This is a genomic window from Paenibacillus ottowii (genome assembly GCF_050516475.1).
GTDB lineage: Bacteria > Bacillota > Bacilli > Paenibacillales > Paenibacillaceae > Paenibacillus > Paenibacillus ottowii.
Genome location: NZ_CP191577.1, coordinates 2516592 through 2536815, shown reverse-complemented (window position 1 = coordinate 2536815; position 20224 = coordinate 2516592). Strand labels below are relative to the sequence as shown.

General features: G+C 43.7%; 20 protein-coding genes. 17 read left to right on the top strand and 3 right to left on the bottom strand.

The window, feature by feature from the left end:
* Positions 1-6 precede the first annotated feature (6 nt).
* Complete coding sequence (locus tag ACQQ6X_RS12065; RefSeq protein WP_305165509.1) at positions 7-1314, top strand: MFS transporter; 1308 nt, start codon at positions 7-9, stop codon at positions 1312-1314.
* Positions 1315-1395: 81 nt separating this feature from the next.
* Here the strand turns inward: ACQQ6X_RS12065 and ACQQ6X_RS12060 are convergent, their stop codons facing one another.
* The 3 genes from ACQQ6X_RS12060 to ACQQ6X_RS12050 are packed head-to-tail and all read right to left on the bottom strand — an operon-like array spanning position 1396 to position 3973.
* The gene (locus ACQQ6X_RS12060) at positions 1396-2094 is read right to left on the bottom strand and encodes a DUF4097 family beta strand repeat-containing protein (protein ID WP_305165508.1); all 699 of its coding nucleotides are present in this window, start codon (positions 2092-2094) and stop codon (positions 1396-1398) included.
* 35 nt (positions 2095-2129) lie between these two features.
* Entirely contained in the window at positions 2130-3065 is a 936-nt protein-coding gene (locus ACQQ6X_RS12055; RefSeq protein WP_305165507.1) for an ABC transporter permease, read from the bottom strand.
* A complete protein-coding gene (locus ACQQ6X_RS12050; protein WP_305165647.1) occupies positions 3062-3973 on the bottom strand; it encodes an ABC transporter ATP-binding protein in 912 nt (303 codons plus the stop codon). Before ACQQ6X_RS12050 ends, ACQQ6X_RS12055 begins: the two co-directional genes overlap by 4 nt.
* A 146-nt stretch (positions 3974-4119) precedes the next feature.
* Here ACQQ6X_RS12050 and ACQQ6X_RS12045 point away from each other — a divergent pair, with 146 nt between their 5' ends.
* The 16 genes from ACQQ6X_RS12045 to ACQQ6X_RS11970 all read left to right on the top strand — a co-directional run bounded on the left by ACQQ6X_RS12045 (position 4120) and on the right by ACQQ6X_RS11970 (position 20109).
* Positions 4120-5904, top strand: coding sequence for a helix-turn-helix transcriptional regulator (locus ACQQ6X_RS12045; RefSeq protein WP_305165506.1), 1785 nt, complete (start codon positions 4120-4122; stop codon positions 5902-5904).
* Positions 5905-6390: 486 nt separating this feature from the next.
* Positions 6391-6837 (top strand): tellurite resistance TerB family protein, encoded by a 447-nt coding sequence (locus ACQQ6X_RS12040; protein WP_149035551.1) that lies wholly within the window; start codon positions 6391-6393, stop codon positions 6835-6837.
* A gap of 28 nt (positions 6838-6865) precedes the next feature.
* Positions 6866-7459: a TerD family protein gene (locus ACQQ6X_RS12035; RefSeq protein WP_063210873.1), complete on the top strand. Its 594-nt coding sequence runs from the start codon at positions 6866-6868 to the stop codon at positions 7457-7459.
* Between the two features lie 46 nt (positions 7460-7505).
* Positions 7506-8081: a TerD family protein gene (locus ACQQ6X_RS12030; RefSeq protein ID WP_305165505.1), complete on the top strand. Its 576-nt coding sequence runs from the start codon at positions 7506-7508 to the stop codon at positions 8079-8081.
* Between the two features lie 32 nt (positions 8082-8113).
* A complete protein-coding gene (locus ACQQ6X_RS12025) occupies positions 8114-8695 on the top strand; it encodes a TerD family protein (RefSeq protein ID WP_025717139.1) in 582 nt (193 codons plus the stop codon).
* A gap of 101 nt (positions 8696-8796) precedes the next feature.
* Complete coding sequence (locus tag ACQQ6X_RS12020) at positions 8797-10032, top strand: TerD family protein (RefSeq protein ID WP_305165504.1); 1236 nt, start codon at positions 8797-8799, stop codon at positions 10030-10032.
* Positions 10033-10058: 26 nt separating this feature from the next.
* On the top strand, positions 10059-10793 hold the full coding sequence (locus ACQQ6X_RS12015; protein ID WP_305165503.1) for a TerC family protein: 735 nt from the start codon (positions 10059-10061) through the stop codon (positions 10791-10793).
* A 166-nt stretch (positions 10794-10959) separates the two neighbouring features.
* Positions 10960-12147, top strand: coding sequence for an HpcH/HpaI aldolase/citrate lyase family protein (locus tag ACQQ6X_RS12010; protein ID WP_305165502.1), 1188 nt, complete (start codon positions 10960-10962; stop codon positions 12145-12147).
* Positions 12148-12199: 52 nt separating this feature from the next.
* Entirely contained in the window at positions 12200-13546 is a 1347-nt protein-coding gene (locus ACQQ6X_RS12005) for a phosphoribosyltransferase family protein (protein ID WP_305165646.1), read from the top strand.
* Positions 13543-14694 (top strand): cysteine protease StiP family protein, encoded by a 1152-nt coding sequence (locus ACQQ6X_RS12000; protein ID WP_064795732.1) that lies wholly within the window; start codon positions 13543-13545, stop codon positions 14692-14694. Before ACQQ6X_RS12005 ends, ACQQ6X_RS12000 begins: the two co-directional genes overlap by 4 nt.
* Positions 14691-15518 (top strand): HAD family hydrolase, encoded by an 828-nt coding sequence (locus tag ACQQ6X_RS11995; protein ID WP_305165501.1) that lies wholly within the window; start codon positions 14691-14693, stop codon positions 15516-15518. The genes ACQQ6X_RS12000 and ACQQ6X_RS11995 overlap by 4 nt, the downstream gene beginning before the upstream one ends.
* A 25-nt stretch (positions 15519-15543) precedes the next feature.
* Positions 15544-16575, top strand: a complete 1032-nt coding sequence (locus tag ACQQ6X_RS11990) for an ATP-grasp domain-containing protein (RefSeq protein WP_305165500.1) — start codon at positions 15544-15546, stop codon at positions 16573-16575.
* Between the two features lie 58 nt (positions 16576-16633).
* A complete protein-coding gene (locus ACQQ6X_RS11985; protein ID WP_305165499.1) occupies positions 16634-17311 on the top strand; it encodes a hypothetical protein in 678 nt (225 codons plus the stop codon).
* Between the two features lie 90 nt (positions 17312-17401).
* A complete protein-coding gene (locus tag ACQQ6X_RS11980) occupies positions 17402-18502 on the top strand; it encodes a toxic anion resistance protein (RefSeq protein ID WP_149036200.1) in 1101 nt (366 codons plus the stop codon).
* Positions 18503-18839: 337 nt separating this feature from the next.
* The gene (locus ACQQ6X_RS11975) at positions 18840-19388 is read left to right on the top strand and encodes a hypothetical protein (RefSeq protein ID WP_305165498.1); all 549 of its coding nucleotides are present in this window, start codon (positions 18840-18842) and stop codon (positions 19386-19388) included.
* Between the two features lie 43 nt (positions 19389-19431).
* Positions 19432-20109 (top strand): vWA domain-containing protein, encoded by a 678-nt coding sequence (locus ACQQ6X_RS11970; RefSeq protein ID WP_305165497.1) that lies wholly within the window; start codon positions 19432-19434, stop codon positions 20107-20109.
* The last annotated feature ends 115 nt before the right edge of the window (positions 20110-20224 follow it).

Below are 20224 nucleotides of genomic sequence, written 5' to 3'. Positions count from 1 at the left end.
GATCTCATGAATCAGCCAAAGGAATTCGCGTTTTATGCTCGCCGAAATCTATTTATTTTTACTGTGACCAGGCTTATATCCGAGCTAGGAAGTTCGATTTTTAAGTTTGCTTTAAGTCTATATATTTTGGATATCACCGGATCGGCCACTGTATTTTCAATGGTGTTAAGCTTGTCCATTCTGCCCGGAGTATTTGTCAATATTTTTGCAGGTGTAGTTATAGACCGGAGCAATAAGAAGAAAGTGCTTGTCTTAACCGAAATATTAAGCGGCATAGCGTTACTAATCTTTTTACCCATTTTCTTGTTGGACTCAACCAATGTTATGCTGCTTGCCGTGTTTTCCGTTATATTAAGCCTGATTCAATCATTTACGTTCCTAACGCTGAACGCCTCAATTCCTAACTTAGTGGAAAGAGAAAACGTTCATAGCGTAAATTCTTCCTATCAAAGTATAGGAGCAATCATAAATGTACTTGGCCCGATACTGGGTGCAATTACTTATCGAGCTTGGGGTTTGGAAACGATTGTGATGATTAACGGAATAACGTTTATTTCGGCTGGATTAATGCAACTATGGTTACAATTTAGGAAATCTGATGAACAAACGGTATCCTCAAGTTATTTAGACAGTGTCAAAGATGTGTTTGCGTATATAAACAAGCAAAAAGCCATAATGTATTTACTTGTCATTTTTGTCGGTATCAATTTTATGCTCGCTCCATTAGTCCAGGTTGTACTGCCGTTTGTGACTTATCAGGAACTTCAACTTTCAGCTCAGCAACTGTCTGTTATTCAAGGAGCCTGGTTTGTAGGAGTCATTGCGGGGGCCATTGTGGTTTCACGTCGGAAAATACATCAATTTGTTATTACTAAAATATTCATCCTGTTTCAGCTTCAAGCCATCTTATTCCTAACATGGTGTTTCCCATTGTTGTTTCCCTCAACAGCAGGAAGTCTGATACAGATGACGTTCATCTTCATGATGATTTTGGCAGTAACCGGATTTTTTAATTCGATGAGCAATGTTCCTATGATATCCTATGTGCAGCTGTATACTCCAGAACATATCAGAGCCGGGGTGTTTGGTGTAATCAGCTCGATCACTATGCTAGCAACTCCGCTCGGAATCGGGCTGTACGGAATACTATTAGATCGAATCCATTGGGTATACCTTCCTCTGGTATCGGGAATAGTTGCTCTGGTGATGGGTATCATGGCCCATAAGAACAAAGCACTGCGTAACTTTTTCAGTCAAAATGCGGAACCAGTCCTTAATAGCGTAGGTGAAAAAGAACGAGTATCAGCATTATAACCTGAATTTTCTGCTCATGTGTGATTGAAGGACCTGATGTTAATGGAAAGGCCAACTTAAGTTGGCCTTTTGGTCTTTCGGTTATTTTTTGCTCTGAGTCACTTTCCCCTTCACATCACCGATGCTTACTTTTCCATTTCCGCTCTGAATAATGACAACATCTTTTGCAACTTGATCAATATCCAGAGAGCCGTCACCTAACTCAATATAAGCAGTACCCCCTATTTTATCTGCTTGGATATGTCCGTTTACATTTTCTATATTGACATCGGACGAGCTATTTTGAATAGTAATTCCTCCATCTCTGTTGGTTAAATCAATGGCTCCACCGATTTCCTTAAGTGTGATATTACCATTCACATTTTCGATGCTTACATCCGAGGCTAAATTCGTTACTTGAATATCTCCATCTCTATGCGGATGTTTAATTTCTAGCTTCATTTGTTCCGGAATGGTTAACTTGACATCAACCGTTTGGGGTCCTGTTGACATGAATTGGCCCTCGAAAAAAGTATTAAGCGTAGCTACACCATCTTTTCCCTCCAAACTTAATTTTAGCTTATCCATGTTGCTGCCGTTAGCAACGACGCTAGCTTGTATTTTATCAATATTCTTTTTTCCGACAACTTCAATCTGACCGTTGCTATTATCTAAAACTAAGCTGGAAATACCGGCAGACGATAACTCAAGTTCCTTGTTTAAAGATGTTGCAGGTTTGGATGAACAGGCCGCAGTTAACAGTAACATTGAGATCATTAATAAAGTAGTGAGCCATTTCATTTCAATCACTCCATTTCAAAATAATTAGTATACATTTAGATTACATCCCGTTTTGTAAAAATAGGGTATGAAACGAGATGCATAGCGACAAGATGAATTAGAAGGAGGAACAGTGAGAAGCCTAGGGTCATTCCTTCCACTGGCGTCGTTCCAAAAAAATAAGGATTGAGATCTGTACTGGAAAATACAAAATATTTTGTCCAAGGCCATCCATTCATGGTGATACTCAAGACGAATCCTGCTATAGCTGCCAGCATAGAGAATACAATAGAAAATGTAACACTGCGGAATGCTGCAGAAATCATAAATGCAAATGTCAATACGATAATCATAAAGGGTATATTAAATAAAAACCCTCCTAACAAGGCTTGAATCATATTTGCCTGCTGAATGGTTTGATCCTTGACGAATAAGTAGGGATCGCCGATCCCCTTAAAGCCAAACATTAAACCACCAAAAAATATGGCAGCCAGAAAAGTGAGCAGAACCAAAAATATCCCAAACAAGAGAGTTGAAATATATTTAGAAAAGTAAATTTTAGAGCGTGTAGCTGAACGTGTCAGTAAAAATTTGATTGTGCCAGCAGAAAACTCAGAGGCTACAATGTCGCCGGCCACGATAAGAGCTAAAAGAGAGATACCTACAATTAAATTTCTGGATTGACTGACTGTAAAACTCCAAGCATTGGATTGGGGAGCAATGTTATGGTCCAAATAATACTGATTCATCAAAATTTTTTCTGCTGCCATTTTTTTCTCAATGGGTAGAGCATCTGACTTTGCTGCATCTCTCGTTAGCTTCGAATTTTCATGCTGTAAGAGTGTTTTCCACCCTTCATTGTATTCGGTCATACCAGAACTTTTTAAATTGGCCATCTGGACTAATACATACAAAATAAGCAGTATGATAATAAACCAGGTCCGTTTACGCTTATAAATCTTCATGTTTTCATTGCGAATTAACTGAATCACTTTTCAATTCCTCCTGTGATTTCAATGAATTTATCCTCTAGTGTCTGTTTCATGATCTGAACGCTGTATATGTTCACCCCCGTATCCATAAGTTTTTTTGTAATACCCGGGATTTGATCCTTTGTAATGTCAACTTGTAGCGTTTGTTGATCTGCAATAATTTCTTTCCCCGCCAGCATGGACTGGAAAACCGGAAGAGCCAATTCGGGTCTGTCTACTTCAAACCGAACAGGAGCAAGCCGATTATCCATCATTTCAGCTACATTATGGATACCAATCAGTTTTCCCTTATTTAAAATCGCTACCTGATCACACATCAGTTCCATTTCAGCCATAAGATGACTAGAAATAAGAACACCAACGCCCTCTTTTTGAGAAAGATTGATTAAATGCTCCCGAAGCTCTCTTATTCCTGCTGGGTCTAGACCATTGGTGGGCTCGTCAAGCACAAGTAAGGAAGGGTTGTGGGCCAGTACAACGGCTAAGCCAAGCCGCTGCTTCATGCCTAGAGAATAAGTTCCCACTTTCTTATCAATGCTGTCCTCAAGTCCAACTAATGAAATCACTTCCTGAATTCGTTCCGAAGAGACCCCCGGGGACATTCTTGAAAAATGAATCAGATTATCATAGCCGGATAAATATTTGTACAGATCCGGATTCTCGACGATCACCCCTACATGTCTCATTGCCTTTTCGAAGGAGCGATCGATATCTTGGCCATGGATAAATACCTGGCCCCCTGATTTTGAACTTAAACCTACGATCATCCGAATAGTGGTCGTCTTGCCCGCTCCATTTGGGCCAACAAGGCCCATGATTTCCCCCGCCTTTACATCCAAGGACAATCCTTCAACAACGGTTTTCTTCCCAATCTTTTTACTTAAATTACGAATCTGTAATAGTGACAACAACGATTCCCTCCCCGCCAACAGTTTGATTGTCTAAAAAGTATCAAAAGTGCAGTCATACTCCCTAGTGACAAAATGTCATGACCTTGTTATGATGTGAAAAGATTGAAAAAATTACCTTAATTTAAGAAGAATGGGGTACTTACATGTTTGGATGCAATATGCGCTGGTCTTGGCAGGAATGGATTGTTGCTGTATTCCGAATCTTGTGGTTGATTTGCTTTGTCTTGCTATCGTATCAAGACCGCCCATCTTTCCCTTTCACTGTTGTATTTATCTCTGTTCTCGTTTGCTATTCATTACCTTTGTTTATTGATCGAAGCCATTACCGCTGGTATTTGATGGCTGAAGTATTTCTAGTGGGTGGAATTTCTCTGCTATTTGCTCATCAATATGGGCTTGTCCGGCTATTTTTGCCAGCTGTTTTTACGATTTCGTTTTATAGCCGGGGCCGGTCGCATGCGGTAACTTTTCCTCTTGCGTTGGTGATGTTTTGCCTGGGAGGAAGAGGGGCCTTTCAATGGACGATAGAGGACGTATTCCAGAACTTAGTGGATGCTTCTTTTGTATACGGTATTGGTTTCGGATTACAAACAGCATTTCGTTCTATAGACCGGATCAAACAAAAACTCGAATTAATAAAAAAGCAGTATCAAACACTTGAGCAGTATTCAACTCAGGTCGAACAGATGACACTATTGGAAGAAAGATATCGCATGTCTCGCGAGCTTCATGACTCGATTGGTCATACATTCACTTCCATTATCTTAGGTATGGAAACATTACGTCCTTATATTTCTTCTAAAGAGGGGATTGAAAGATTGCAAGCTGTTCTTCAACTTGGTCGAACAGGGCTCGAAGATATCCGAAAGCAAGTTCATCAGATGGACCCTATGGAGGAAGCTCCCTCTTTGGATCTATCCTTACTGAATATAATTAATGAATTCAAAAAAAATACGGCTATTCGTGTTGTGTTCAGAACGATGGGGGAGCCGCTTCCTGTCATAAAACAGTCAAAGCTGACCTTGTACCGCTGTTTACAAGAATTATTGACTAATGCCAGTCGACATGGGTATGCCAGTTCTATCCAAGTGCTTCTTCACTACGATCGTAATCAGATCATTTTGCAGGTGCAGGACAATGGGAAGGGAAGTAACGAAATTAAGCTCGGGTTTGGGCTTTCAGGAATGAAAGAACGGCTTTCGTCTCTTCAAGGCAAGTTATATATTCATTCTAAAGAAGGGGAAGGAACGATTGTGACCTGTTCTTTACCATTGCTTGAGGATCCAGATGTTAGCAATCCAGAGATCAAGGTATTGTTGGTCGATGATCAATTACTAATTCGGGACAGTTTAGGCCTGCTTCTCAAAAACGAACCTGATTTTCGAATTCAAACGGCAGAAGACGGAAACGTTGCTGTAGATCGATGTGCCAGCGATCCGCCAGACGTCGTATTAATGGATGTACATATGCCCCAGATGGACGGTATTACTGCGACGAAGTTAATTAAAGAAAGCTGGCCTAACATACGTGTAATTATGATCACAACCTTTGATGACATTTCCTATGCTACAAAATCACTGGCTTTGGGAGCTGAGGGTTATGTACTAAAATCAATTGATCCAAGAGAACTGGCAAATACGATACGGCTAGTGCACCGTGGAGGAACAATGATAACCCAAGAAGTAGCAAGTACATTGTTTCAGCAAATGACGGGGACGATGAAGAACCCTTATGGGCTGACAGAGCGGGAACTGGAAATTCTGCATTGTTTAACTGAAGGACACCGTTATAAAGCAATTGCAAGCAAGGTTCACTTGTCTGAAGGGACTGTCCGAAACTACATTTCAACCATATACTCAAAAATGCAAGTGCAGAGCCGTGACGAAGCAATTGAAAAAGCTAAAACAGAGCTGCTTACAGACTTTTGATAAAAATAAGATATGTAGACGCATGTGTTACTTGTTCAAACAACCTGAAAGAGATATCCTTATTAAGCAGAATTTTTTAGCTTCGGAATTAAAAGAGTAGCTATATATCACAGACCTAATAGATTGAATTGAAAATAGCGTCGTCCTAAATTGGTCGACGCTATTTTTGCATGCTTTTGATCCACAAGTATACGCAACGTTTACCTTAGCAAAACCGTATATGTAGAACAGCGCTGTATTTTATTGATATCCATGGAAGTCTATCATTCTTCAAACTTGCAATCGCCCTATCAAATGGGGGATAATGGAAGGGACACATTTTCGACAGAAAGTAGGGCTAAAGATAGAGAAGATACCTATAAAAAGTAGATCGGATTTACCGCATTTTTGTATATTATTGTAGAATAAGATCGTAATTCAGGTTATAGTAAAGGAAGAAATTAACTAGGATATATTATACCCAAATACGTAATTGTGGAGGGAAATATGAGTACATTTAAAAATTGGTTGAACACAACTAAAAAAGAACTTGGTGACCAGGTTAAGAAATTTAAGAATAAAGATTTTATGGAAGCTGTCGTTGCTGGTTGTGCATTAGTGGCATTTGCTGACGGCACTATTAGTCCGGAAGAAAAAACAAAAATGGCCGGATACATAAATATCAGTGAAGAATTGAAAGTGTTTGATATGGGAGAGGTTATCAACCGTTTCAATCACTATGTAGCGAACTTTGAATTTGCACCTGAAATTGGCAAACAGGAAGCATTGAAAGCGATTGGTAAACTGAAAAGCAAACCTGAAGTAGGCCGACTTGTCGTCGGTGTATGCAGTGCCATTGGTGCAGCTGACGGTGACTTTGATGCCGATGAGCGGCGGATTGTTGCTGAGATTTGTGGCGCGCTTGGTTTGAACCCATCTGAATTTAGTCTGTAAATTTTATGGAAGGGAGGTGTGTTAATCAGTGGCTGTAATTAATCTGGTCAAGGGCCAGAAAATTGATCTGACCAAGGGAAACACAGGACTAACCAAAGTTATAGCCGGATTGGGATGGGACCCAGTACAGTCCAAAGGATTTTTTGGCTTCAAGAAGCAACCCAATATTGATTGTGATGCTTCTGCCATTTTGCTGGATGCCAACGGGAAACTAACTCAATCGGACAATGTAGTATGCTTCCATAATAAAAAAAGCCCATGCGGCTCAGTCGTGCATTCCGGTGATAATCTGACCGGAGAAGGTGACGGCGATGATGAACAAATTATGATTGACCTGGCACGGATTCCGGCCAATATCGATAAAGTGCTTGTTGTTGTGAATATATATGATTGCGTCAACCGGAAACAGGATTTCGGCATGATCGAGAAAGCGTATATCCGCATTCTGGATGGTGCGAATTCCAAGGAACTGGTGACGTTTAATTTATCTGATAACTTTGAGGGGATGACTGCGCTGATCTGCGGGGAGCTCTATCGCCATAATAGCGAATGGAAGTTTGCTGCAATCGGGGCAGGTACCCATGCCGTACATATTGATGTGCTGGCTGAGCGTTACATGTAATTTTAGATTGCTCCTACAAAACTTATGAGAAACGGGGTACTTACTCATGGCAATTAACTTATCCAAAGGTCAAAAAATTGATTTGACGAAAACAAATCCAGGTTTGTCCAAAATCACAGTTGGTCTCGGCTGGGACACCAATAAGTACGATGGCGGCAAAGATTTTGACTTGGACGTATCCGTATTTTTGGCAAATGCAGACGGCAAAGTGGAAACGGAAAAGAACTTTGTCTTCTTTAATAATCCACAAAACGAAAACGGTTCTGTTGTTCATACCGGAGATAACCGCACAGGTGAAGGTGACGGGGATGACGAGCAAATTAAGGTTGACCTGAACAACGTACCTGCTAACGTAGAAAAGATCGCTTTTACGATTACAATCTATGAAGCTCAAGAACGCAGCCAGAACTTTGGACAGGTGTCCCGTGCTTATGCCCGTATTGTAAATGAGGCAAACAACGAAGAATTGGTTCGCTTTGATTTGGGAGAAGATTTCTCAATCGAAACAGGCGTCGTGGTAGGCGAACTGTATCGCCATAACGGTGAGTGGAAGTTCAATGCCATTGGCAGCGGCTACCAGGACGGTCTTGCTGGGTTGACACGCGATTACGGTTTAGCTTAAAAAAATCTAAACAAAGAAGGCAGGTATGTAGTATGACCATTAGTCTTTCAAAAGGACAACGTATTGATCTGACCAAAACGAATCCAGGCTTGACTCGTGTTGTTGTGGGTCTTGGCTGGGATACCAATAAATACAGTGGTGGCGCTGAATTTGACTTGGATGCTTCGGCTTTCCTGCTGTATGAGGACGGTAAAGCGAAGGCAGCTGACGATTTTGTATTCTACAATAACCCAACAGGTGGAGCAGGTGCTGTTACTCATACTGGCGATAACCGCACGGGTGAGGGCGACGGGGATGACGAGCAAATTATTATTGATTTTGCAAAGGTTCCAGCAAACATCCACCGTATCGGGATTACCGTTACGATTTACGATTATGAGGCACGTGCGCAAAACTTTGGACAAGTGTCCAATGCTTTTGTACGTGTGGTAGATGCGGCAACGGATCGTGAAGTGCTGCGCTACGATTTGGGTGAGGATTTCTCCACCGAAACAGCTGTGGTATTTTGTGAATTCTACCGTCAGAATGCGGACTGGAAATTCCAGGCTATCGGTAGTGGCTTTGCTGGTGGATTGGGTGCGCTTGCTAAAAACTATGGCTTGGACGCTCAATAATATCCATTTGGGGTGGTGTCCAAAGGGCGCTACCCTTTCTTTTTAAGCCATTGAATTGGCGTACGCTGAAAACGACAAACGGACAGAAAGGTGACACACTCATGGCTGTTATCGTAGTAAAGGGGCAGAAGGTGGATTTAACCAAAACGAATCCGGGTCTGAGCCAAGTCAATATAGGGATCGGTTGGGAGTCCTCAGCGGCTCTGGAACTCGATACTTCTGCATTTTTGCTGGGCCCTGGAGGGAAAGTATCGGGCGATGAAGATCTGATCTTTTACAATAATCCGACCACATCCTTTATCACTTATTCAGATGGACAACAGTTGGGTGACAAAAAACAATTTTCTGTGGACCTAACCAGAGTACCTGCCCATATCGAGAAGATCGCGTTTACGCTGACCATTTATGATGCGGATCAGAAACGACAAAATTTTGGACAGGTTCAAGGTGGATTTATACGTTTTGTTCATCCGGTTAATGGAGAGGTTCTGCGATTTAATTTGGATAGTGGCTTTACAGTCGAGACGGCCATTGTAATAGGTGAGCTATACCGCCATAACGGTGAATGGAAATTTAACGCGATAGGCGCAGGCTTTTCCGGTGGATTGGATGCGTTGTGTGCAAATTTCGGCATTGAAGTGGAAAATAATCCGGCTCCTCCGACGCCAGCACCAACACCCCCACCTGCACCTCTTGTTCCAAAGCCAGAGCCAGCTGCAACTCCAGTAAATCTGAATTTGCGGAAAATAGAGCTGAAGAAAAAGGGCGACACCATTAACCTGAAAAAGGGCTCAAGCGGATTGGGTGAAATCCTAATCAATCTGAACTGGAATCAGGTGCAGCAGAGCAAAGGATTTTTCAGTCGTGGCTCCAAGAGTGTCGATCTGGACCTGGGCTGCTTGTATGAGATGAAGAACGGGGATAAAGGGGTTGTTCAGGCGCTTGGGGAAGCATTCGGTTCTCTCCATCGCTTCCCGTACATTGCCCTTGATGGTGACGACCGGACAGGCTCTGTGAAAACAGGGGAAAATCTCCGCATAAATGGGGCTAAAATCTCTGAGATTAAGCGAATTTTGGTGTTTACCTTCATTTATGAAGGAGTCACGAACTGGTCACAAGCAGACGGGGTGGTCACGCTGTACCAGAAGGACGGACCGGACATTATTGTTCATATGAACGAACATGACAATCGCAAAGGGATGTGTGCGATTGCGATGATCCAAAATGTGAATGATGAAACGTTCAGTATTGAGAGACTCGTGCAATTCTATGGCGGTCATCGTGAACTTGATCGGGCATACAACTGGGGCATGCGCTGGACGCAGGGTAGTAAATAAACTGAATTATCGGAGGCACTCTTTTCATGTTAAATGATTTATTCAAAAATATCAGTGAGAACTACGGTCATTTCTTTTCATGGAGTGATGTGGTAGGCACGCTTACTGACCCGGTAAGTTGGGGGATTATTGGTACTCTCATTTTGCTGGAAGGTCTTTTGTCAGCGGATAACGCTTTGGTTCTCGCAGTTATGGTTAAGCATTTACCAAAGGAACAGCAGAAGAGAGCCTTATTTTACGGGATTTTAGGTGCGTATTTGTTCAGATTTCTGGCCATCGGCTTGGGTACCTTCCTGATTAAATTTACACTGATTAAGGTACTGGGTGCTGCTTATCTGCTTTATATCGCTTATAAGGGCTTGTTCAAGTCCGAGGGTGATGGAGAAGTGAAGAACAAACCTACTTCTTTCTGGAAAACCGTATTAATGGTCGAACTGATGGATATTGCCTTCAGTATTGACAGCGTCATTGCCGCTTTTGGGGTGAGCGAGAAAGTATGGGTTCTGTTCATGGGTGGTATACTCGGCGTTCTGATGATGCGTGGTGTCGCACAACTGTTCCTCAAGCTCATTGACAAATTTCCGGAACTGGAACAGACAGCCTTTATTATGATCGCCATTATCGGGGGTAAAATGCTGGCTGCTGCTTTTGGCTTTCATATGTCGCAAGTATTATTCTTCGGCATTTTGATTGCCGTCTTTGTAGGCACAATGATTCTCAGCTCGGCGAAAAGAAAGAAAAAGGCCGACAAAGAGGCTTAATGTACAAAGTATAGCGAAATCCCTCCTGAAACTAAGGGGGGATTTCTTTTATACCCGAAGCACAGGGCTTCAATCAGGCGAGATAAAGCTAGAGGAGGGAAGGGCCCTGAAATATTTTAATGATTTAACCTCTGAGGAAGTAGAAAGCATCTTTTGTACTCCACCATTGGAGTTTCATAACCGTTCACCCAAAAGTATATTAGCTTATGCGATAGGGGCAGCTCTGTACATGCCGGCGACCCGCTTGGAAGTAGCGGAAGAGATCAAAAATGGAAAGCATGCAGGACTAACCACGGTCATTTTAGATTTGGAGGATGCTATAGGGGATCAGCAGGTCGAACAGGCCGAAGAATCCCTGGCACAGCAACTGCTTCAACTATTAACCTATGTGCGCACGGGTATGATGAGTGAACAACAATTACCTTTGCTGTTTGTACGTGTTCGCTCTGTGGAACAGCTGAAACGACTGCTGAACAGCTTGGGCGAAACCTTGGTGCTGCTCACGGGCTTTGTCCTCCCCAAGTTTTCTTCTGATCATGGACGGGCGTATTTTGCCCTCATAGCTGAATATAACCGGAATAATCATACAGGGGCAGGAGACGCAAGCCACATGCCTGTGTTGTATGGATTGCCGATTCTTGAAAGCTCTAAAATTATTTATCGGGAAACCCGCTGGGAAGAGCTACTGTCGATTAAAGAAATTTTGGACGAATATCAGGAATATGTGCTGAATGTACGAATTGGGGCAACTGATTTCTCCAGCTTATATGGACTGAGACGCAGCCCGGATATTACGATTTATGAAATCGCCGTCATTCGGGATTGCATCGCAGATATTATGAACTTGTTCGGACGCGTGGACTCGGATTATGTCATTTCCGGTCCTGTCTGGGAATATTTCTCTCACCGAGAACGCATCTTTAAACCTCAATTAAGAGTGTCACCCTTTGAAGACGCATTTGGGAAACCAGGGCGCCACTTGCGAATGGACTTCATCTCAGATGCGGTGGATGGGCTGATTCGAGAGGTCATGATGGACAAAGAGAACGGAATTATCGGCAAAACGATTATTCATCCGTCCCATATTAAGCCGGTACAGGCCATGTATGCGGTGACTCATGAAGAATATATGGATGCACTTGAGATTGTTGAGCGCAACGACGGTAGTCTGGGTGTATTCAAGAGCACCTATGCCAACAAAATGAACGAAATCAAGCCTCATTTAAATTGGGCTCATCGTATTATAAATAGATCAAAAGTATACGGGGTGTTACATGAACAACAACATTTTGTCAGTCTCTTACCCAACCACGAAAACACATCTGCTGCCAATTCTAGAGCGGTTCAGCGTTAAAATTACGGAAGCTCATAATCCATTCCGTCTTCCTGTGGACAAGCTGTTTGCGATGGCGGCACGAGTCAACAAAAAGCGTTCGTTTTTGTTTGTTAGCAAGGTGCTCGGCAAGCATATTCCGGTAAATCCATACACTTCTCTGTTAAGTGGGGCAGCACTGGCAGTCCTGCTATATAAAGAGCTTGTTCCACAGTCAGGACAACAGATGGATGAACTGATTCAAGAGGCCGTGAGAGGACTTCTTGACTCGAATTATGCGAAAGAGGCCTATGAAAAGCTGATGAATGAGCGTTTGATTTTTGCTTTTCCGGAGCCAATCAAGTTTGTTGGTTTTGCCGAGACGGCTACAGCCCTCGGGCACAGTATGTATCGGTTGTTTGATGACGGTGCTACATATATTCATACGACACGCGAGGATATTCCGGACCTTCGGCCTATTATTCGGTTTGAAGAAGAGCATTCGCACGCTGTGGATCATCGTTGCTACGCACTGAATGAGGATGCTTTTGCTGGAGGTGGACCGATTGTGCTGGTAGATGATGAGATTACGACGGGAAAAACAACACTTAATATTATACGGGATATTCAGGAGCATTTTCCGCGCAAACAGTATGTGATAGCTTCGTTATTGGACTGGCGGACAGACAGCGACGAACAGGCTTTTGCCGATCTGGAAGCAGAGCTGGGCATCAGGATTACGCCTCTAAGTTTGCTCAAAGGAAAGATAGAAATTCAGGGAGCACCGATACTGGACCACAGAGAATATGCCGGACAGACCGGGAACGCAGAGCATGCGGCCACTAGTACTGTGGAGGTTAATCAAGATTTTCCTGGAATAATTGACTGCCATCTTGAAAAGGATGCTTCCACTTTTGAGCGAGTATCACACAGTTCCCTATCAACCGATGGATACGTCAATACAGCTCCTTATCTTAAATATACTGGTCGTTTTGGTCTACAATCCGCCGACAATCCAGCATTGGATGCAGAAATCGCGCGCACAGCTGAACGACTGAACCAACTTCGTTCAGGACAACGCACACTGGTAATGGGTACGGGTGAATTCATGTACATTCCTATGCGCATTGCTGCGGAGTTAGGTCCGGATGTTTCTTACCAATCGACGACACGCAGTCCGGTATATCCCCACCAGGAAGAAGGGTATGGCGTCGCTTGTGGTGTGACCTATCCTTCACCTGAGGACAGCACGGTACGCAATTTTATTTATAATGTAGAGCCCGGTCAGTATGACGAAATATTCGTTTTGCTGGAAAGAGAGTCGGACCCTGAGCGAATGAAGCCCATGTTGGATGCATTGAGCCGTCTGCACTGCAATAAAGTGCATGTCGTTTATTTTAACGGATTAACTAAGCAGGAGAATAAAGGAGCGCGGATATGAAGCAAGCACTCATGGAGCAAATACAGCAGAAGAACATTCATCCGCCCGTACCGCTAGGCAGTTATCCTGCCTCGGATGTTACTTTTTTATTGAAGGATTTGAGCCGGGTTGCGTTGGAAAAAGGAACGGAGGATCGCGAAGAGGCGATACAGTCTGGAGTCCATTATTCAGAAATGCTGCCCGTGGAATACCAACCCACAGCAGAGTATATTGAATTGTTTCACCAAACGCTTGCCCAATCTGCCCAAAAGGTTGCATTAGCAGCAGCTTCTGTGGCTGAGATGATTGTGAGAAAAAGAGGCCTAAACACGGCGATTGTTTCTCTTGCCAGAGCGGGAACGCCTATTGGCATCCTGATCAAGCGTTACATTGACTGGAAGTATGGCGTATCTATGCCCCACTACAGCATTTCCATTATTCGTGGCAAAGGCATTGACCGGAATGCTATTTTATATATTTTACAGCAGCATGGGCTGGGGATTGAGCTTCAGTTTGTCGATGGCTGGACGGGGAAAGGCGCCATTCGTCAGGTGTTAATCGAGGCTTGCCGTGAAATGAATGCAGATTACGGGCTGCGCCTAAATGATGATCTGGCGGTGCTGGCTGATCCGGGCAGCTGCTCGGAGACCTTTGGTACACGAGAAGACTATTTGATTCCGAGCGCTTGCCTCAATTCAACCGTATCGGGTCTGATGAGCCGGACGGTATTACGCGACGATCTAATAGGTCCGGACGATTTTCACGGGGCTAAATTTTATGAATCCTGGCGGTCAGTGGATCAGTCCAATACGTTTGTGGACACGGTATCCGAGTACTTTCAAGCCGTGGCTGAAACGGCGGTTGCACATGCGGAACAGATGACATTGAATCCGCCTGCCGTGACGTGGCAGGGCTTACGGGATATAGAGGCGATTCAGCAGGCATTTGGTATTCGGGATATCAATCTGGTCAAACCGGGAGTAGGGGAGACGACTCGCGTATTGCTCCGCAGGGTGCCGTGGAAAATTCTGATTGACCGTGAAGATAATCCGAATCTTCAGCATATTATGCTGCTGGCCAAGGATCGTGGAGTGCCCGTTGAGGTATTTGAAGGATTGACCTATTCCTGTTGCGGAATCATCAAGCCGCTCAAGGGAGGACAAGAATGATCTACGCAAGTGATCTGGATCAAACACTGATTTATTCCAAACGCTCGCTTGGCGTGCCGCTGGAATCCCCTGGTCTGCAGCCTGCGGAACAGATCGACGGAGCGACGTCGGCTTTTATTTCTGCACAAGCTCTGCAATTGCTCAAGACCCTACCAGCAGATGTCATGTTTATGCCTGTGACGACCCGGACCATGGAGCAATATAGGCGAATCACCGTATTCCAGACGGAATTGATTCCCGCCTATGCCGTGACGAGTAATGGCGGAAACATCATTGTCGGAGGCGAGGTGGACCGAGAGTGGAATCGACGTATTCACGAACAAGTACGCCGTGATGGTGCTCATGCGGAAGAAGCACGCCAGGTATTCGGACAGGTGCTGCATGAGGACTGGGTCGTAAGCGAGCGTTTTTGCGATGAATTATTTTATGCTTTCGTGATCGACCGGGATCGAATGCCGCTGGAGCAGGTGCTGGAGCAGGCGCGGGTGATGCAGGAAATGGGCTGGGAGGTATCCATTCAAGGCCGTAAAGTATATCTGGTGCCTGCGGCCGTGAATAAACAGGCAGCCGTGGAGCATATCCGCAACCTTACCAATGGGGGAGCTGTGGTTGCATCCGGTGACTCTCTGCTGGACCGTTGTCTGCTGGATTATGCCGACTATGCGATTGCGCCGCGTCATGGTGAATTGTATCGGGAACAGCTGCGGGATCAGCTAGAGGTCAATTACCGATTTACGGAAGTGTCGGGGGTTTATGCAGCGGATGAAATGATGGAATATGTCTATGAAGTGCACGGGAGCGTGTCAGCGGCTCGTACTTCATGACTAAAATAATAGGGGACGTGGCGCTGTGAAGAAGGTCAAAGTGTATTTTAACCGCTGGTTTTCGGTGGTGTATCATTATATGAATGCTATTCGTAACAATGAGGACGGTATTCCGTTCGAGATCTATGCCACACACTCTGATCCGCAGCACATGGCACTACAGGCCAGTGATGTAGCTGAAGTAGAGCCGCGCACGAGCGGTGTGGAGTACGCACAATTTTGTGCTGATTTTTGTAGACGGCACCAAATTGATATCTTTATTCCGCGGTGGAATATGCTCGATATTAGCAAGCATCTTTATTTGTTCGACGATATCGGGACAGAAGTAATGGTATGCAGGGATACCGAACTGCTGGCGCAATTGATGGAAAAGGATCTGTTTTATGAATCCATTCGTCAAAAGGGGATTGTCGCGATTCCCGATTATGCCATTGCCAGCAATGCCGAGCAGTTTAAACAGGCATACGAGTCATTAATAGCACTTGGGCACAAGGTATGTTTTAAGCCATGTAATGCTGAAGGTGGAATGGGCTTTCGTATCATTGATAATGAACGTAATCCACTGGAGGAACTGTTCGGGCATGCACTGAATCATATTTCGTTCGAGGAAGCACATCGCGTATTGTCTTCCACAGAGAAGTTCCCCAATTTGATGGTGATGGAACTTCTGGAAGGATACGAATACAGTATCGACTGCTTGGCTGACCGAAGCGGAAAATTGTTAACAGCCGTTCCGCGTCGGAAGGCAGGTGGACGTTTACGGCTATTGGAGCAGCATCCTGAGCTGTTAAAAGTGGCACAGAAGGTCGCTGAAGCGTATCGCATTCCGTACAATTATAACATTCAGGTGAAATATAACGGCGAGCAGGCCAAGTTGCTGGAGATCAATCCGCGGATGTCTGGAGGACTTCATGTCTCATGCTTGTCTGGTATCAATTTTCCCTATCTGGCGGTAAAATCGGCTTTGGGTTATGAAATCGGTTCACTACACCCACAATATGATATTTTAGCCAGTCATATCGAGCAGCCAATCACGATACGCCAATCCTTACATTGACATAGATAAATATTGTTTTCTACAATATGGTAAGGGTTTACGTCAGGAGGTACAAGCTATGACTTCTAAAATGTGGGGTGCCACGATTGCTGTGGTCAGCTACCTGATTGCGCTTTTACTAAGTTATTGGTTGCCGTTGTTTGTGTGTTTGGCGATTCCGATCATTTGTATGGGAGGATACAGCCTCATCATGGCTGTTCGTCATCCTCGTCCCAATCTGACCGGTTCTGTGATCCCGGTGGAAGAGAGGGCTGGTGAGGGACGACAACATGAAAAGGAAGCTACTGCTCTACGAGAGTCTATAACAGGACAAGTACGTTTGCCAGACCAGATGAACAGTGAATTTGTTCAGGTTGTGGAGTATCTAGAGGTGCTGGAGGATATGGTGATCTCCGAGGGACAGAAAGATGCGCTTGATAACGAGATTGTCGAGAAAGCACTGGCTCTATTTGCACGTTTGCAGCGGGTCATCCCGCTTTTGCACGAATTGAAAAACAGCGAAGTGAATCACACAATTCGGAGATTGATTTTGAAGGACTTGAACGGACTGATTAACCCGTTTCTTCGTCTCAGTGGTGATGCCAAACGAACCAACCGCAGGACGCTACTAAACGGATTGCGAGATGTAGATAGCAAAATATCTGTAATTGTATCCACGGTGGAACATAAGGATCTGATGGAATTACAGAGCAAAGCAGAGCTTATTCACCAGCGGTATAGCAGTTCCGAATTGTAGGCGATTTTAAATTTAAAATGCAGCAGAGCTGCTCTGAATAACACTGATTTGCCTCGGTTTAGCAGTTGTTTTCAGAATAGGAGGTAGCGTATGGCGACCCCATGGGCTGAATTGAAAAAAGAAGACGAACAAAAGGTGACTGAGGAGGCTTCACAGCTGATTCAAAAGGTATCGCAAAGCGATGTTATGAGTCTGGATACCTTAATGGATGATATCGGTAAGCTGGGGGTTAAAACGCAGGAGCGGGCAGGACAAACCCTTAAAATGTTGGATCGTCCAGTAAACGACCTCATGTCTGGTGATCGGGCTGAGGTATCGAATATGATCTTAAAACTCCGGGATGAATGCGAAACGCTTCAGCAGAGTAAAGATGTAGGTTTTTTTGGCAAGCTCCTGCGTAAAAGCCCGTTGAAAAACTACATTTACAAGTATCAGTCGGTGAAGACGAACATCGAAAAAATCATTACTGCTTTAAGAGATGGCAAGGATAATCTGGAAGAAAACATCGTCAGCATGCGGCAGTTGAAGAAGGCTTCCATTGAAGAAATTTACAATTTGCAAACGAAGATTGCCTTTGGTAATCGCTTGAAAGAGCTGTTTGAAACCGAGATTGCCAAGCCGGAAAATGAAAATCGCAAGCCTCATCTGGAGCGGGGACTGCGCAAGGTGGTTACTCGCACACAGTCGATGACTGAAATGATCTTGTTATACAATCAGGCGATTGCAGCAACGGATATTATTAATGATAACAATGATAAACTGATTGACTCCGTTAATAATGCGATTGATAAAACTTCGAATCTAATCACCGTATCAGCTATGATCGCGATGGCACTGGCGGATCAAGATAAAATTATTTCAGCCGTTGATGCCACTAACCGTACGATTGAGGATCAATTCAAGGAAAATGCGAAGCTTCTCAAAACGACGACCGAGAGAACAACAGATTTGCTTAGCAAGCCGTCTATGTCATTGGAGGCTGTGAATCAGGCAATTGGCGATTTGGTATCTGCTTTGGATTTGTCTGAAAAATCGAACCGTCGAATTATTGAAAGCTGTCATGATTATACAAGTAAAATGACAGCAATCAATGCTAACCTTAGCCAGCGTTTGGGGATTGAAGGAAAAGAACAATCCCAACCGCTGAAGGGTAACCCTTCTACTGAGGGGCTAAGCTCATTTTTGAACTGATAGCTAATTTATGAGAACACAATAATATATGAAAAGACGCCATGGTGAGTCCAAACGGCGTCTTTTTTTGGTTTGCCAGCGGACCCTAAAGGACATGATAAACATAGATAACATTTTCGTGCATAAACTCTTAAAAAGTGAACTGACAAAGGAGAGAATGAACGTATGATGTCCTTTATTTTGGGCTGTGTCATCGTCTATTTGCTGGTGGCTGCCAGTAGTGAAAAAGCAGATTCCATTGCGGAGTTAAATGATTCTGTGAAATAAATTTTTTTATTGAAAATCATGCATTTTCTGATAGGATAGAGTTAAATATTGGAATCCCAAAGGAGAATGCATGCTGGAATTTTCATTTGAAATCATCGACGAATCGAAAATCAACATTGTATATCAGTATGGAAGCAGCAGCTTCAATTTTAATTTATTTTTTAACTATGGTGTGTGGACGCTGCATCCTTTTGACGGGATTCTGCTACAGAACAAAGAAATGTGCCGTCTGATCGTTACAGATCTGTTGAAGAACAAAGATTTTCATGTCATGCTGGCACGCGAAAATATTTTATTGTCCACCCTGCGTACCTCGATTGATCTCAATCCCGAAACTCGGGGAGATCGATACCAAGAACAGGAAGTTGATGAGCTGTCTGAATTTGCCGAGAAACATAGCTTTGAAGATGTGCTGCAAATCGAGCAGGATTCGATCCGCGAGCGTGTAGATTTTTTCCAAAACATTATCCAAAGGATGTATATGGAGGGATTCGGCCCGGAGGATAATGATTTTAACAAGGTACAAGCGATCCTCCGCATTTATAAGACTGCACATGACCAACTCGGAGAATTGAGCGACTATCCCCTCAGAGGCGACGATCGGCGACGCAGATGGTAGATTAGACGGACTAGTGAAAACATCATAGAGGAGCGTGGGGAACATGAGCGGTATTTCTTTACTTAAAAAGAATGCGCAATTGGTACTGACTAAAAAGAATCTAACAAATGTGACCGCAAGAGTTGGATTAGTGCTCGATATTTCTGGATCTATGAGAAGTTTGTACAAAAATGGAACCGTCCAAAAAGTGTTGGAGAGAATTGTTGCTGTAGCAAGTTCTTTGGATGATGATGGGGTACTGGATGTGTGGGTGTATGATCACCGTTTTTCACGGTTGCCAGCCGTTACCGAAAATGACGTTGACAACTATGTTGAAAAACATATTTTGTCCAATGATTATTTGCCCAAGTTTGGTAGAAATGATGAGCCTCCAGTGATGCGCGATGTCATTGCCAAGTACACTAAGGAAGAACCCTCTTCAGATCCGGCTTTTGTTATTTTTATTAACGATGGCGGTGTGAAGCGTGGCAAAGGGGATAACATTGACAACGCGGTCATTGATTCATCAGGAGAGCCAATTTTCTGGCAATTTATCGGTGTGGGTGAATCCGACTTTGGCGTATTAAAGAAGCTAGACAACATAGAAGGCCGTGTGGTAGATAACGCTAATTTCTTTCAAATACAAGATATTGAATCTATGGAAGACAATCAACTGTACGAACTATTACTTAACGAGTTCCCGTCATGGCTGCAAGAAGCGAAGGAAAAGCGTATTTATTAAGGCTAATAAGTCTTGTAGTACTATGAGAAACTTTTCAAAGTTATATAAAAAATGAAAAAAGAGAGAGCTCCGCTAGCAAACGCTTTGCGGAACTCTCTCTTTTCATATTACCAAT

Coding starts and splice junctions, on each gene's coding strand:
- ACQQ6X_RS12065 (WP_305165509.1), top strand. CDS start 7: ATGAATCAGCCAAAGGAATTCGCGTTTTATGCTCGCCGAAATCTATTT.
- ACQQ6X_RS12060 (WP_305165508.1), bottom strand. CDS start 2,094: ATGAAATGGCTCACTACTTTATTAATGATCTCAATGTTACTGTTAACT.
- ACQQ6X_RS12045 (WP_305165506.1), top strand. CDS start 4,120: ATGTTTGGATGCAATATGCGCTGGTCTTGGCAGGAATGGATTGTTGCT.
- ACQQ6X_RS12040 (WP_149035551.1), top strand. CDS start 6,391: ATGAGTACATTTAAAAATTGGTTGAACACAACTAAAAAAGAACTTGGT.
- ACQQ6X_RS12030 (WP_305165505.1), top strand. CDS start 7,506: ATGGCAATTAACTTATCCAAAGGTCAAAAAATTGATTTGACGAAAACA.
- ACQQ6X_RS12025 (WP_025717139.1), top strand. CDS start 8,114: ATGACCATTAGTCTTTCAAAAGGACAACGTATTGATCTGACCAAAACG.
- ACQQ6X_RS12020 (WP_305165504.1), top strand. CDS start 8,797: ATGGCTGTTATCGTAGTAAAGGGGCAGAAGGTGGATTTAACCAAAACG.
- ACQQ6X_RS12015 (WP_305165503.1), top strand. CDS start 10,059: ATGTTAAATGATTTATTCAAAAATATCAGTGAGAACTACGGTCATTTC.
- ACQQ6X_RS12005 (WP_305165646.1), top strand. CDS start 12,200: ATGGCGGCACGAGTCAACAAAAAGCGTTCGTTTTTGTTTGTTAGCAAG.
- ACQQ6X_RS12000 (WP_064795732.1), top strand. CDS start 13,543: ATGAAGCAAGCACTCATGGAGCAAATACAGCAGAAGAACATTCATCCG.
- ACQQ6X_RS11995 (WP_305165501.1), top strand. CDS start 14,691: ATGATCTACGCAAGTGATCTGGATCAAACACTGATTTATTCCAAACGC.
- ACQQ6X_RS11985 (WP_305165499.1), top strand. CDS start 16,634: ATGACTTCTAAAATGTGGGGTGCCACGATTGCTGTGGTCAGCTACCTG.
- ACQQ6X_RS11980 (WP_149036200.1), top strand. CDS start 17,402: ATGGCGACCCCATGGGCTGAATTGAAAAAAGAAGACGAACAAAAGGTG.
- ACQQ6X_RS11975 (WP_305165498.1), top strand. CDS start 18,840: ATGCTGGAATTTTCATTTGAAATCATCGACGAATCGAAAATCAACATT.
- ACQQ6X_RS11970 (WP_305165497.1), top strand. CDS start 19,432: ATGAGCGGTATTTCTTTACTTAAAAAGAATGCGCAATTGGTACTGACT.